The following is a 13,790-nucleotide window of genomic DNA, read 5'->3' as shown; positions in this document are numbered from 1 at the left end:
CCCATACTGAGTCACACATAGGCCGCATGTAAGCGCACGAACCACTCAATTCGCACCAATATAGTGCAACACATTTCGTATATGCGCCACGACAGCTCAATCCGTGCTGCTCAGCATTTGCGCTACAATACGCGCCAAAGTTACTACCTGCGGTATCGCCCCCATGTCTGCTGCCAATCCCAAAGTCGGTTTCGTGAGCCTCGGTTGCCCCAAAGCGCTGGTTGATTCCGAACGCATCCTCACTCAGCTGCGCACCGAGGGTTATGAAATCTCGCCCAGCTACGATGGTGCCGATTTAGTCGTGGTTAACACCTGCGGCTTTATTGACTCAGCCGTGCAGGAATCGCTGGATGCCATCGGCGAAGCGCTGGCAGAAAATGGCAAGGTGATTGTTACCGGCTGCCTCGGCAAGAAAGCGGATGTGATTCGCGATGTACATCCCAGTGTGCTCAGTGTTACTGGCCCGCACGCCTACGAAGAAGTGATGAGCGCGGTGCATCTGCATTTGCCGCCCAAGGCCGACCACAACCCGTTCATTAATCTCGTGCCAGCACAGGGCATCAAACTCACGCCCAAGCACTACGCCTACCTGAAGATTTCCGAAGGCTGCAACCATCGCTGCACCTTCTGCATTATTCCGTCGCTGCGTGGCGATCTGGTCTCGCGCCCGATCGGTTCGGTGCTGACCGAGGCCGAGAATCTGGTCAAGGCCGGCGTGCAGGAGATCCTCGTGGTCTCGCAAGACACCAGCGCCTACGGCGTCGACCTCAAGTACAAGCTCGATTTCTGGGGCGGCCAGCCAGTGAAAACCCGCATGCTGGAGCTGTGTGAAGCGCTGGGCACCATGGGTGTCTGGGTGCGCCTGCATTACGTTTACCCGTACCCGCATGTGGACAACGTGATTCCGCTGATGGCAGAGGGCAAGATCCTGCCCTACTTAGACATTCCCTTTCAGCATGGCAGCCCGAGCGTGCTCAAGCGCATGAAGCGTCCGGCGCATGCCGAAAATACGCTAGAACGCATTCGCACCTGGCGCAAAATCTGCCCCGATCTCATTATCCGCTCCACGTTTATTGTCGGCTTCCCCGGCGAGACTGAGGCAGAATTCCAAGAGCTGATGGATTGGCTCAAGGAAGCGCAGCTTGATCGCGTCGGTTGCTTCCCCTACTCACCCGTTGAAGGCGCTGTGGCCAATGATGTCGCCGAAGCCGTGCCCGAAGACGTTAAGCTCGAACGCCACGAGCGCTTTATGAAACTCGCCGCCGAGATTTCAGCTGAGCGCCTGCAGCGCCGCGTGGGCCGCGTCGAAACAGTGCTAGTGGATGAGATCGACGACGAAGAGGGCGTTGCTATCGCCCGCTCCTATGCGGACGCGCCTGAGATCGACGGTAACGTCTTTATCGAAGGCACTGGCGCCGCTAACCTGAAGCCGGGCCAAAAGGTGCAAGTGCGCATCACTGAAGCGGATGACTACGACCTTTACGCTGAGATCGTCACTGCCTGACCCGAGCCGCTTGAGTTGAACCGCCTCGGGCTTAGCGGCCTGTAGGCGGGTCCGTCTTAACTCAGTAGCTTTCAGTGCTCAGAAATAGCCTTCACGCTTCTTTTTCTCCATAGAGCCGCTTTGGTCGCTGTCAATCAAGCGGCCTTGGCGCTCACTGGTGCGCGTCACCAGCATCTCAGCGATGATGTCTGGCACGGTGGTCGCCGTACTCTCCACCGCACCCGTTGATGGGTAGCAGCCCAGTGTCCGGAATCTCACTGAACGGGTGCTGATGCTGGCCAGCTCGTCGGCTGTCAGATGCTTGAGTATGCGTTCATCATCGATACAAATCAGCGCGCCATCCATATCCACCACCGGACGGGGAGCCGCGAAATAAAGCGGCACAATGTCGATTTTCTCCAGCCAGATGTACTGCCAGATATCCAGCTCGGTCCAATTCGATAAGGGGAAAACGCGAATGCTTTCCCCTTTATTAATGCGGCCGTTGTAGGTCTGCCAAAGCTCAGGACGCTGATTCTTTGGGTCCCATTGATGCTGACGATCGCGGAATGAAAACACGCGCTCCTTGGCTCGTGATTTCTCCTCATCACGACGGCCACCCCCAAAGCAGGCATCGAAACCATACTGGTCGAGGGCCTGCTTGAGCGCGACGGTTTTCATCTGGTCCGTATATTTCACAGAGCCAGAAGTGAAGGGATCAACACCCGCTGCCAACGCTTCCCGATTCACGTGCACGCGAATATCAAGGTCGTATTGCTCAGCGATACGATCTCGGAAGCTGGCCATCTCGTGGAACTCCCAGGTCGTATCCACATGGAGCAAGGGAAAGGGAATTCGCCCGGGCGCAAAGGCTTTGCGCGCCAAATGCAGCATCACGGTAGAGTCCTTGCCGATCGAATAGAACATGCACGGGCGCTCAAACTCAGCCACCACCTCTCGCATAATATAGATCGCCTCAGCTTCCAGTTGCCGTAAGTGGGACATGGTGTTGACCGGACTCATAACATCACCTGTTGGGCTAAGAAGGTGTACAGCGGAATACCGAAGATCAAATTTAGTGGGAACGTCACCACTAAGCTCATGCCGAAATAAAGCGCCGGGCGAGCCTCTGGAATGGCATGGCGCAGAACCGCCGGCACCACGATATAAGACGCACTGGCCGCAAGCACCATCAGCAGGATGGTGTCGGGCAGAGAGATGGAAGCCAGCAGACAAATCCCTAGCGCTAATAGTGCATGCAAGGGTGGTGCAATCAGTGCAAAGAGCACCAGCATAGGCGAAGCCGCACGTACATCTTTCACATTGCGGGCTACTTGCAGACCCATGTCCAGCAAGAAAAAGGCCAACATGCCTTTGAACAAATCGATCGAGAACGGTTGCATGACTTCGCGACCGGCATCGCCGGTAATCCAACCAATCGCCATGCCGCCTAACAGGAGCAATTGCGCGCCCTGCGTCAGCGACTCACGCAAATGATGACCCGCACCTGATTGCGCCACCGCATTTCCCACTACCGACTGACGACGTAGTCGATTCGCCATACTCACGGCAAAAATAACGGCAGGCGACTCCATGATGACTAATGCCGCGGCCATATGTCCGCCGGGTTGCAAGCCTTGGCCGTCAAGGAACTGAATGGCGGTGACAAACGTGACGGCGCTGACTGATCCGTAGGCTGCCGCAATCGCGATCGCATCCAGCGGTGCGGCATGGCGGCGAAGAAACGCGTAAGCACCGATCGGAATCAGCCAGGCCAGGAGGAGCGCAACCCCCAAACTTTTCGCCACATTGAAGTCCAGCCCGGTCTCGGCCAAGGCAAAACCGCCTTTCAAACCCAGCGCCATGAGTAAATACAGGGACAAAAAGTGTGAAATCGGTTTGGGAATTTCTAGGTTACTGCCCATCAAACCGGCAAGCACCCCGAACACAAAAAAGAGAATGGCTGGGTCCAGCAAGGTATTCATCAAGGTTCATCTCCAGTGATGGCAGATATTGTCCTTGCTACCGATACTTCGTGTAAAATCGATATTTAAATCACTAACCATAATAATTATCTATGGATGTATCCCTGAAGCAACTGCGCCTTCTTGTCGCCTTGGCAGACAGCGGCAGCATCAGTGCTGCTGCGCGCTTACTCCATGTCACGCAACCCACAGCATCCATGCAGCTAAAGACGCTGTCGGAAGTGGTGGGATTGCCGCTACATGAGGTCATTGGAAAGCGCGTGCACCTCACCGAAGCCGGCCTGGCCCTGGTGGAGACGGCGCGAAATATGCAGCAGAGCTGGGAGGACTTTACGCAACAGGCAGATGCCTGGCGCGGTCTGTCTCGAGGGCGACTCCGCGTGGCGGTGGTCAGCACAGCAAAATACTTTATGCCGAGATTAATCGGGCAGTTCTGCAGAACACATCCCGGCATAGATTTATCGTTGGAAATTTTGAACCGAGACGGCGTGGTGACACGTCTGCGTGAGAATCGCGACGACCTCTACATCATGTCCCAGCCCCCGATGGACATTCCGCTGGAAGACTCTATTTTCTTGCCCAACCCCATTGAGGTCATCGCACCCGCCGACCTGCCCAGCGACCAACTTCCCAACGATTTAGCCGCACTTTTGCAGCATCAACTGATCTTGCGCGAACCCGGCTCTGGCACCCGCATGGCCGTGGATCGCTGCCTAGCAAACGCCGGCTTGATTCCGCGAATACGGTTGGAGCTCGGGAGCAATGAAGCGATTAAGGAGTCCGTCGCGGGTGGCTTGGGCCTCGGCATTGTGTCTCGCCATGCCATTTCGCCCCTGACTCCCTCAGACAATGTAGTGGTGCTGTCGCTGCCCGGCTTTCCCTTACCGGCGGCATGGCATCTTGTGCATCCCGCCAGCAAACGCTTATCACCCGTGGCACAGGCCTTTAAAGATCACTTACTGCTGGCCGCGCAGCAGCTCAGCGAAAATGGATAACGCCACCTTCTTGCTCACTGATGACGCGAGTCAACAGATCCGCCAGCGTTTCTTGCGTGGTATTGCAAACCCACTGGCCGTCACGCCAGCCGCAGTGATAGCCTCCGGAGCGTGCCGCCACCCAGATTTCTTGCGTGGGACGTTGACGATTAATGATGACTTTGCTGCCATTCAATAACGTAACGGTTAGCATGCCGGAGCCTGCTTCCAAGTCGATATCTTCATCGAAATTTTCGATGCGGGTTTCGATATCAAGCAGTGTTGCGTCCACAAGATCCAAGTACTCATGTTCGTTCATGTGAAGTGCAACTCCATTCACTTAGGTCGTAAGCTGGGCTATGCCCCTATTTCAGGATAGTTTGCCATGAAGAAGCACTTTTCCCGAGCATTAATACTCTCCCGTGTGGTTATTGTTAGCTTGCTCGCAAGCACCGTGCTGCTCACTGCCTGCGGGCAATCGGGCAATCTTGTCCAGCCAAAAAAGACCTTTGACTCGCCCTCCTGATCAGTTCAAGGCATCATACGCACCTGCTTAACAGGATAGATTTCATGTCGACTTTGAATTTGCGTCACGGCCAGTTGCACCTCGAAAATACCGCGCTAACTTCACTCGCTGAACGCTTCGGCACGCCGCTATATGTGTACTCGCGCGCCACCCTAGAAGCAAACTATCTGGCCTTCGATCACGCCTTCGCCGATATTGATCACCAAGTCTGCTTCGCCGTAAAAGCCAATTCGAATTTAGCCGTGCTCAATGTTTTGGCGCGTCTGGGTGCGGGCTTTGACATTGTGTCTGCTGGCGAACTGGAGCGCGTGCTCGCGGCCGGCGGCGATCCAGCCAAGATTGTCTTTTCGGGACTGGGCAAAACAGCCGATGAAATGCGCCGCGCCTTAACCGTCGGTATCGCCTGTTTTAATGTGGAGTCGGAGGCCGAACTGATCCGCTTAAATGCGGTGGCTGCTGAACTGGGGGTGATCGCGCCGGTGAGCTTGCGCGTCAATCCCGATGTTGACGCACAGACGCACCCTTACATCTCAACGGGTCTCAAAGAGAATAAGTTTGGTGTCGCTATTGAGCGTGCACCCGTGGTCTATCGTCAAATTCAATCTCTGACGAACCTGCAAGCTGTTGGCATTGACTGCCACATTGGCTCGCAGCTCACCAGTACAGCGCCATTTTCCGATGCACTGGATCGTGTGCTGGCGATGATTGATCAGCTTGCCGCTGAAGGCACCACACTCAGTCATATTGATATTGGCGGCGGCTTGGGCGTTTGCTATCGCGATGAAACACCGCCAACGCCGGCTGAATATGCGGCCGTCCTACTGCCGCGCCTGAAAGCACGCGGACTCAAGGTCTATATGGAGCCGGGCCGTGCTATTGCCGCAACCGCAGGCGTATTGCTGACCCGCGTAGAGTTCCTCAAGCCGACAGAGCACAAGCATTTTGCCGTGATCGATGCCGCCATGAATGACCTGATTCGCCCCGCCCTTTACAGTGCGTGGATGGACATCGTGCCAGTCACCCCACGCGGCGAAGACACTGAAAGCCAGTGCTATGACATCGTTGGGCCCGTCTGCGAGACCGGTGATTTCCTCGGTAAAAATCGCGATCTACGCCTAGCTGCTGGCGATTTACTCGCGGTGACGGGTGCCGGTGCCTATGGCTTTGTCATGAGCTCGAACTACAACACCCGTGGCCGAGCAGCCGAAATCATGGTCGATGGCGACCAAGCATGGCAGGTGCGTCGCCGTGAAACGGTCGCTGATCTATTGGCTCTTGAATCGCTACTGCCCTGAACCCAGAATAGCCTTAACTTAGCTGGCTAATGCCAACGGGGCATTAGCAGCATCACCCGTTTTTCAGGAGACCGTTCATGCGTCTGGAATTCACCAAGATGCACGGCCTCGGCAACGATTTCTTGATGCTCGATTTGGTCACGCAACGCGTTCGTTTGGACGAAGCCTTGATCCGTCGCCTTTCCGATCGTCACTTCGGCGTCGGCTTTGATCAACTGTTGGTGGTCGAACCGCCTCATCAACCCGATGTCGATTTTCGCTATCGCATTTTCAATGCCGATGGCTCTGAGGTTTCCCAATGCGGTAACGGGGCTCGCTGCTTTGCGCGCTTTGTTCGCGATCGTCGCCTCACCCGAAAAGATACGCTGCGGGTAGAAACTGCCAGCGGCATTATTACGCTGCAAATTGATAGCCAGGGTTGGGTTACGGTCGACATGGGCCCGCCCCGACTAGAGCCCAACGCCATCCCCTTTGTGGCTGACAACGCTGCGCTGGACTACCGCATTGAAGTTGACGGTGAGCTCTACCAGATTGCCGCCGTCAGCATGGGCAATCCGCACGCCGTTTTGCGCGTAGACGACGCGGATAGTGCGCCCGTAGCCACATTGGGCCCCCGGCTGGAGTCACACCCGCGCTTCCCTGAGCGCGTCAATGTCGGCTTTATGCAGGTGATTAATCGTCAGGAAATTAAACTGCGTGTGTACGAACGCGGAGCAGGCGAAACCTTAGCTTGCGGTACGGGTGCGTGCGCGGCAGCCGTTGCAGCCATGCGCTGGGGCTTGGTTGATCGTGACATCAAGGTGCATTTGCCTGGCGGCTCTCTGCGTATCCGCTGGAGCCATGACAACGCCAGCGTGCTGATGACTGGCCCTACTGCACGCGTTTTTGACGGTACGCTGCGGGTCAATGACGTAAATGATGACTAGTCCCGATCTCGTCACCCTCAGTGCGGAACACGTCGCGGCATGGTTGCGCAAACATCCACACTTTTTCGACGACTACCCGGCACTGCTCACCCAGCTGCACCTCAGTCACGACACCAATGCTGCGTCACTGATTGAACGCCAAGTGACTCAGTTGCGACGTCGCAATGAGGAGCTTGAGGAGCGTCTCAATCAATTAATTGCCATCGCCAGTGACAACGATCGCTTGTTTGGCCAATTACGCGAAGTCATGCTGGGCGTTCTCGACGCCGAAAGCGCAGCACAGCTGGGCACTCGCCTATACAGCGCGCTGCGTGAACCCTTTGGCTGCGAGCAACTGGCGCTCCTGTTATTTCGAGAGGAATGTGAGTCTCCTTGGCGCAGCTGCGTGCAGACAGAGTTTGAGCAACGCCTGCCCGGGCTGCTGCGCCACCATCACGCACTGGCCGGCAAGTGGCGTCGTGACGAACTGCGCTATCTGTTTGGTGATGACGGCCTACAACTCAGTTCGGCTGCACTGATTCCGCTCTTAAATGGCGACCAGGCAGTGGGCGTTATTGCCCTTGGTAGTACCGAAGCCAGCCACTTCCGTAGCAGCATGGACACACTCTTTATCACCCACCTCGGCGATATCATCGCGCGCTTAATTGCGCGGCTCGATCGTAGCGTCGCCCAAAGTGCATGATCAGTCGCGAACGTCTGGAACAGTTTCTCAGCTACCTTGCTAGTCAACGCCTGTGCTCGCCTCATACGCTCACAGCCTATCGCCTAGACATCAGCCGCCTCGCTAGCTATTTAGAACGCTGCGACGCGCACACTTGGGCAGACTTTCAGCGCCCCCAGCTGGAAGGCTGGATAGCCGAAAGCCGCGATGCCGGACTTTCGATACGCAGCATCCAACGACAATTGTCTGCTGTGCGCCGTTTTTATGACTGGCTGGGACGCTTCGATGAAGCCGGCGCGCACCCCACTCATGGTTACCAACTCAAGCGCATACGCCAAGATTTGCCACAGGTGCTGGATGTCGACCTCATGCAGCAGTTACTCGATGCGCCGGCACCCAAGGCAGAAAAAGAAGCTCTCTTGTGGCGTCGCGACAAAGCCATTCTAGAATTGTTCTATTCCTCCGGACTGCGTTTGGCAGAGCTGGCTCAGCTGAAGCTGATGGATCTTGATTTAAGCGGCGGCCTCATTACTGTGCTCGGCAAAGGGCGCAAAACACGCGTTCTGCCGGTGGGCAAAATGGCACGCACAGCGATCACCGATTGGCTTAGCATTCGCCCGCAATTTGTTCGCGCGCCATCGGAGACTTGGCTTTTTCTAAACCAACGCGGCACGCGCTTAAGTGAGCGCAGCATTCAGATGCGCTTAGTGCATCAGGCAGAACGTATCGGACTTGATCGGCGACTCTATCCGCATTTGTTGCGACACTCATTTGCCTCGCATTTGCTGGAATCCAGCCATGATTTACGTGCGGTACAAGAGCTCCTTGGCCATAGCGATATTCGTGCTACGCAGATTTATACTCATCTCGATTTTCAACATTTAGCCACGGTCTATGACCAAGCACATCCCCGCGCAAAGCAGCGCAAGGACGAGACTTCATGAGCGCTATTTCACTACTCACACTCGATCTCGATAACACCCTTTGGGATGTCGAGAGCATCATCGTGAAAGCTGACGAAGACATGCATGCTTGGCTGGGGCAGCACTACCCAGCATCGCAAGCACTGGGGGTCAGCGGCTTCCAAGCCATCCGTCAACAAGTCATTGCAGAGCGTCGCGATATTGCCCACGACTTTAGCGCCATGCGTTTGACCATGCTGGAGCAATTATTGCTGGCCACAGGCTACGACCAGGAGCAGGCACGAGCGGGCGCGGCGGGCGCGTTTGATGTGTTCTATACCGGTCGCAATCGCGTGGTTTTATTTGATGGTGTGGCCGACACCCTGAGCGCGCTATCGCAACGCTTCCCTTTATTTGCCTTGAGCAATGGCAATGCCGACATTCATCGCGCGGGCATTGGCGCATGGTTTAAAGGGCACTTTTCGGCAGCTAAGGTAGGGCACGCCAAACCGCATCCCCGCATGTTCGAACAAGCACTGGCCGAGGCCGGTGTCAGTGCTCAACAAGCCGTCCATGTAGGCGATCATCCAGCCGAGGATATTGCTGCTGCTCAGGCGGTAGGGCTGCGTTCCGTATGGGTCAATTTCAGTCAGCAGGAATGGCCGCTCTCACGCCGCCCGGATGCGGAAATTCGCCACTTCAGTGAGCTTCCTGCAGCACTCGACTTACTCATTGCCGATCCCGAAACCAGCGCCAGCTGCTACCTAAAACGGTTACTTCACAGGTGACGATGACGCTCATCCAAGGGCGCCACGTGTAGCGTGATATCACAGGCCTTGAGCGTGGCCCGCATGGCATCTTCAATGTCATCGCAAAGGGCATGAGCCTCTGCAACAGACAGCGTACCCGGCACCAAGAGGCTACCGTCGACAAAGCGACGATGGCCTGATTTACGGGTGCGTAACGGACTGAGTTCCACCTCTGCTGGCATTAGCGGCAGTGCCGCCTGACGTAACGCTTGCAACTCCACGTCAGGGAGTGCCTCATCCATCAGGCCGGCTAAGGAAGGTGCCAGCAACTTAATCCCCGTGATCACTAGGTGCAGGGCAACCAGCAGGGCGATGGCTGGATCTATCCACGTCTGAGTGGGCCATACCCAAAGCGCCATGAGCCCACCGATCACCGCCACCGACGTCCAGACATCGGACAGCAAATGCTCCGCGTCGGCTCGCAGGGTTAAGCTGTCTTCTGCTTTAGCGACCGCAAAGAGTTTCCAAGCGGTCAGTCCATTGAGTACCGCTGCAACCGCAGCAATCAATAAGCCCCAACTTAGGGCATGGAGTGACTCCGGGGACCACAAGCGCTCCCACGCAGCGAAGGCGATGCCCACGGCAGCGATGAGAATGAGCAAGCCTTCTGCCGCCGATGAAAAGTACTCTGCTTTGTCATGCCCAAAAGGGTGGTCTTTGTCTGCGGGCTGAGCCGCGATGGTCAGCACCGTAAACGCCAATAAAGCCGCCCCCAAGTTCACGAAGGACTCGATGGCATCGGACAGCAAGCTCACGGAGCCGCTGATATGCCAAGACCAAAACTTCAACGCCATGGTCGCCAGCGCGGTGGCAACGGACAGCAGCGCCATGCGCTGCAGTCGCGAGAAGCGATTTATCACCCGAAATAGCTCACAAAGATTCTGCGTCGGGATCGGGCGGCACTTCTTGAATACGTCCACCCGAGGCGAGGAAACGCTCCATCTCTTCCTCTAACTGACGACGTAGCGACTCCTTCGCCGAGGGGCTCAAAGTTTCAGCTTCAGCCACCTCACTGCGTGCCTTAGCAGCAACCTCCGGATCAATGTCTACCTCAACTTCAGGCTCTACGCTCTCAGCCTCTTCGGCATCATCCTCAGGGCCTTCATAGTCGTAATCGTTTTCTGCCATTTGCTCTCTCCACACCTGCATTAGCGCAATTAAATAAGCCTGCGGGCTACAAGTCCATTGTCGGCAGCTTAGCCCAGTTTGAACAGCCTAGTATTTTGCTTGAAGACTATGTTAGCCCAGTCCACAAACAAAAAAAGAGGCTCTTACGAGCCCCTTTTTTATGTGTTTGCGTTACCTCAGCGATTAGCTGTTGTAAGCGCGCTCACCGTGTTCAGCCAGATCCAGGCCTTCACGTTCAGCATCTTCCGATACACGGATGCCCATCACCATATCCAACGCTTTCAGGATGATGAAGGTCACCACGGCGGACCACACCACAGCCACGAGGACACCTGTCAGCTGGCTGGTCATCTGCGCCATCAAATCGTAGGCCGCTGTGCCTGCTGGATCCGTCGAGTAGTCAACGACACCGGCGCCACCCAGAGCTGGGTTAACGAACACGCCTGTCAGCAGGGCACCAACAATACCGCCCACACCGTGAATACCGAAGGCATCCAAGGAGTCGTCATAGCCCAGTTTGGACTTCAGCCACATGACGGCGAACAAGCAAACGGCTGCCGACGCGGCACCAATGACCAGCGCACCACCCAGACCCACGAAGCCACAGGCTGGCGTAATACCTACCAAGCCAGCGATAGCACCCGAGATCGAACCGAGCAGCGAGGCTTTACCTTTGATCGCCCACTCAATGGCGGTCCACGTTAAGGCAGCAACCGCGGTGGCGAACAAGGTGTTAGCGAATGCCAGCACAGCATAGTCATTAGCTTCGAGATTGGAGCCGGCGTTGAAACCGAACCAGCCCACCCACAGCATGGCGGCGCCAATCAGCGTCATCGTCAGGCTATGAGGCGCCATGGAAACCTTGCCGTAGCCATTGCGCTTGCCGACCATGATGGCAGCAACAAGGGCGGCAACACCGGCATTGATGTGAACCACAGTGCCACCGGCGAAGTCGATCGCGCCTTTACCAAACAGATAACCTGTTGGTGCATCGAAAGCGCTCGGACCACCCCAGTACCAAACCATGTGAGCCATAGGCAGGTAAGCGAAAGTGAACCACAGGGCGGTGAAAATCATGACCGCACTGAACTTCATACGCTCGGCAACACCACCCACGATCAGCGCACAGGTGATGGCGGCGAACGTGAGCTGGAACATCGCGAACAGCAGCTCGGGAATGACAACGCCCTTGCTGAACGTTTCAACCACAGCACCCACACCAACACCGCTCATGAAGACTTTCGAGAAGCCGCCAATGAAGGGATCAAGTGCTGAATTCGGGTTGCTGGTAAAGGCTAATGAGTAGCCATACAGCACCCAGAGCACTGCAACCATGGCGAAGATGCTAAACACCTGCATCAACACCGATAGCATATTTTTGCTACGCACCAGACCACCGTAGAACAGCGCCAAGCCAGGCAGCGACATAAAGATGACCAGAACCGTGGCCACTAACATCCACGTCGTATCGCCTTTATCAGGAACAGGGGCGGCAACAGGTGCTGCCTCTGCCACAGCTACTGCCTCTGCAACTGGCGCAGCGACTTGCTCAACCGCTACTGCTTCCGCAACAGTTTCAGTGACTACGACTGCCGGAGCAGCTTCTTCAGCAAATACTGGGGCAGCGCCCAGCATCGAGGTGCTCAAAGCGAGCGCCATTAATAATTTCTTCACGGTCATACTCCCGTTTCAGCGAATTGAGATGACTTAAATAGCATCCACGCCGGATTCACCGGTGCGAATACGAATAGCCTGTTCCAGCGCCGTCACAAAAATTTTGCCATCACCGATCTTGCCGGTATTAGCTGCTTTAGTAATGGCTTCGATCACTTGATCGAGCTGCTCATCACTAATGGCAATATCGATTTTTACCTTGGGCAGAAAATCAACGACATATTCTGCACCGCGATATAATTCGGTATGTCCTTTTTGACGGCCAAAACCCTTTACTTCGGTTACGGTGATGCCCTGCACCCCGATATCCGACAGCGCCTCTCTTACATCATCAAGCTTGAATGGCTTGATAACGGCAGTTACCAGTTTCATTTGGGTACTCCTGGGGTGGGGTGAGCCGCCCCGAAAGGCGGCTCAGTTTTCATTTAAATCAGTTAGTTAGAAGGACTTGGAAACCGTGAATACGGCGCGGCCATCAGCCAAATCAGCATAAGTGGCTTCAGCGATTGAATCGGCTCCAATATAGGCCGCTTCAACAGTTAAACCTGCCAATGTAGTATTTAAGCCAAGTTTATAATCGAAGTAAGCATCGCTATTTCCACCGAGGAAATTATTGGTGCCGTCATTATCAAACTTGTTCCAACCTACGTGAGTAGTCAGGTTAACTTTGTCGTTCAGGGCTACGCCATAATCTGCATATACATACAGGAACTTACCGGTTTCGCCGAAATAATCATCGGAAACAGCAACACCCACTTTAGCGCCCGCTACAGCCGCAGAAGCATAAACTTCGTTGTAGCTATAACGCGTATCCTTGGTTTTGTTGTCTGCGCCAGGATAGTTGTAGCGCATAACACCTACATCGTAGGTAACTTCGCCAGACTTGAATGCATAGCCCAGTAGGGTATCAACTTCCAAGCCGGCTTGTTCTGGCTCTGTTGTTGCTTCTTCTGCAATGCTTGAGGCCCAGGCAGTAAAGTAAACACCCGAGTCATGGTTCAAGGTCACGCTACCCTGAACTGCCATTCCTTCATCGGATTGAGAAATACCACGGAATAAGTAATCGCTAGTCAGCGCAACAGAGCCAGCACTTGTAACAGCAGCCTGAGCAACACCGGCAGCCATCAACGAGGCAACAACAACAGCAGAGGACAGTTTGGACAGCTTCATGGTTACCGCTCCAGTTTCTTTTTGGGGTTATCGCCGCGATCATCGCCGCGGACTACATCAAGGTATTAGCAGATGCCGTGCCAACTTCTTGAAAGCATCTCGATGTAAGGTGTTTTTCGCCGACTAACGGTATCTTTTTATTATTTAAGGACAACGCAGCGCGACCGAAACAGCCTGCCCACTCCCAATTTTTTTAACTGAACCATCGCCCTTCAAGCCTTAAGCGCGCACATACAAAGCATTCGCCCCATTTCAGG

General features: G+C 55.2%; 16 protein-coding genes. 8 read left to right on the top strand and 8 right to left on the bottom strand.

Annotated features, from left to right (window positions below; genetic code table 11):
* Window positions 1-163 precede the first annotated feature (163 nt).
* Complete coding sequence (gene rimO / locus AC14IB_RS00635) at window positions 164-1,504, top strand: 30S ribosomal protein S12 methylthiotransferase RimO (RefSeq protein ID WP_484230081.1); 1,341 nt, start codon at window positions 164-166, stop codon at window positions 1,502-1,504.
* Between the two features lie 78 nt (window positions 1,505-1,582).
* Here rimO and cysD read toward each other — a convergent pair whose 3' ends face one another.
* A complete protein-coding gene (gene cysD, locus AC14IB_RS00630) occupies window positions 1,583-2,488 on the bottom strand; it encodes a sulfate adenylyltransferase subunit CysD (RefSeq protein ID WP_484230209.1) in 906 nt (301 codons plus the stop codon).
* A gap of 14 nt (window positions 2,489-2,502) precedes the next feature.
* Complete coding sequence (locus AC14IB_RS00625; protein ID WP_484230080.1) at window positions 2,503-3,468, bottom strand: sodium-dependent bicarbonate transport family permease; 966 nt, start codon at window positions 3,466-3,468, stop codon at window positions 2,503-2,505.
* A 92-nt stretch (window positions 3,469-3,560) separates the two neighbouring features.
* Here AC14IB_RS00625 and AC14IB_RS00620 point away from each other — a divergent pair, with 92 nt between their 5' ends.
* On the top strand, window positions 3,561-4,463 hold the full coding sequence (locus AC14IB_RS00620) for a LysR family transcriptional regulator (protein ID WP_484230079.1): 903 nt from the start codon (window positions 3,561-3,563) through the stop codon (window positions 4,461-4,463).
* Here AC14IB_RS00620 and cyaY read toward each other — a convergent pair.
* The gene (gene cyaY, locus AC14IB_RS00615; RefSeq protein WP_484230078.1) at window positions 4,447-4,761 is read right to left on the bottom strand and encodes an iron donor protein CyaY; all 315 of its coding nucleotides are present in this window, start codon (window positions 4,759-4,761) and stop codon (window positions 4,447-4,449) included. The genes AC14IB_RS00620 and cyaY overlap by 17 nt on opposite strands.
* Window positions 4,762-4,827: 66 nt before the next feature.
* On the opposite strand from cyaY, the gene lptM reads away from it, so the two are divergent.
* The 6 genes from lptM to AC14IB_RS00585 all read left to right on the top strand — a co-directional run bounded on the left by lptM (window position 4,828) and on the right by AC14IB_RS00585 (window position 9,540).
* A complete protein-coding gene (gene lptM, locus AC14IB_RS00610) occupies window positions 4,828-4,968 on the top strand; it encodes an LPS translocon maturation chaperone LptM (protein ID WP_484230077.1) in 141 nt (46 codons plus the stop codon).
* 44 nt (window positions 4,969-5,012) lie between these two features.
* On the top strand, window positions 5,013-6,263 hold the full coding sequence (lysA, locus tag AC14IB_RS00605; protein ID WP_484230076.1) for a diaminopimelate decarboxylase: 1,251 nt from the start codon (window positions 5,013-5,015) through the stop codon (window positions 6,261-6,263).
* A 77-nt stretch (window positions 6,264-6,340) separates the two neighbouring features.
* Entirely contained in the window at window positions 6,341-7,189 is an 849-nt protein-coding gene (dapF, locus tag AC14IB_RS00600) for a diaminopimelate epimerase (RefSeq protein WP_484230075.1), read from the top strand.
* Window positions 7,182-7,871: a DUF484 family protein gene (locus tag AC14IB_RS00595; protein ID WP_484230074.1), complete on the top strand. Its 690-nt coding sequence runs from the start codon at window positions 7,182-7,184 to the stop codon at window positions 7,869-7,871. Before dapF ends, AC14IB_RS00595 begins: the two co-directional genes overlap by 8 nt.
* Window positions 7,868-8,794: a tyrosine recombinase XerC gene (locus AC14IB_RS00590; RefSeq protein WP_484230073.1), complete on the top strand. Its 927-nt coding sequence runs from the start codon at window positions 7,868-7,870 to the stop codon at window positions 8,792-8,794. Before AC14IB_RS00595 ends, AC14IB_RS00590 begins: the two co-directional genes overlap by 4 nt.
* Window positions 8,791-9,540: an HAD family hydrolase gene (locus AC14IB_RS00585; protein ID WP_484230072.1), complete on the top strand. Its 750-nt coding sequence runs from the start codon at window positions 8,791-8,793 to the stop codon at window positions 9,538-9,540. The genes AC14IB_RS00590 and AC14IB_RS00585 overlap by 4 nt, the downstream gene beginning before the upstream one ends.
* On the opposite strand, the gene AC14IB_RS00580 is transcribed toward AC14IB_RS00585, so the two are convergent.
* The 5 genes from AC14IB_RS00580 to AC14IB_RS00560 all read right to left on the bottom strand — a co-directional run bounded on the left by AC14IB_RS00580 (window position 9,531) and on the right by AC14IB_RS00560 (window position 13,533).
* Window positions 9,531-10,421 carry a cation diffusion facilitator family transporter gene (locus tag AC14IB_RS00580; protein ID WP_484230071.1) on the bottom strand — a complete coding sequence of 297 codons (891 nt, stop codon included), beginning with the start codon at window positions 10,419-10,421 and terminating at the stop codon, window positions 9,531-9,533. The two genes, AC14IB_RS00585 and AC14IB_RS00580, sit on opposite strands and share 10 nt — an antisense overlap.
* A gap of 10 nt (window positions 10,422-10,431) precedes the next feature.
* Window positions 10,432-10,689 carry a hypothetical protein gene (locus tag AC14IB_RS00575; protein ID WP_484230070.1) on the bottom strand — a complete coding sequence of 86 codons (258 nt, stop codon included), beginning with the start codon at window positions 10,687-10,689 and terminating at the stop codon, window positions 10,432-10,434.
* Window positions 10,690-10,872: 183 nt separating this feature from the next.
* Window positions 10,873-12,147: an ammonium transporter gene (locus AC14IB_RS00570; RefSeq protein WP_484230208.1), complete on the bottom strand. Its 1,275-nt coding sequence runs from the start codon at window positions 12,145-12,147 to the stop codon at window positions 10,873-10,875.
* A 249-nt stretch (window positions 12,148-12,396) separates the two neighbouring features.
* Complete coding sequence (glnK, locus tag AC14IB_RS00565; RefSeq protein WP_068857562.1) at window positions 12,397-12,735, bottom strand: P-II family nitrogen regulator; 339 nt, start codon at window positions 12,733-12,735, stop codon at window positions 12,397-12,399.
* 66 nt (window positions 12,736-12,801) lie between these two features.
* Window positions 12,802-13,533, bottom strand: coding sequence for a TorF family putative porin (locus AC14IB_RS00560; RefSeq protein ID WP_484230069.1), 732 nt, complete (start codon window positions 13,531-13,533; stop codon window positions 12,802-12,804).
* Window positions 13,534-13,790 lie beyond the last annotated feature (257 nt).

The sequence above is a fragment of the Perlucidibaca sp. genome, from assembly GCF_057084925.1.
The sequence above is the reverse complement of the archived record's forward strand: the minus strand, read 5'-3'. Positions and strand labels throughout refer to the sequence as shown.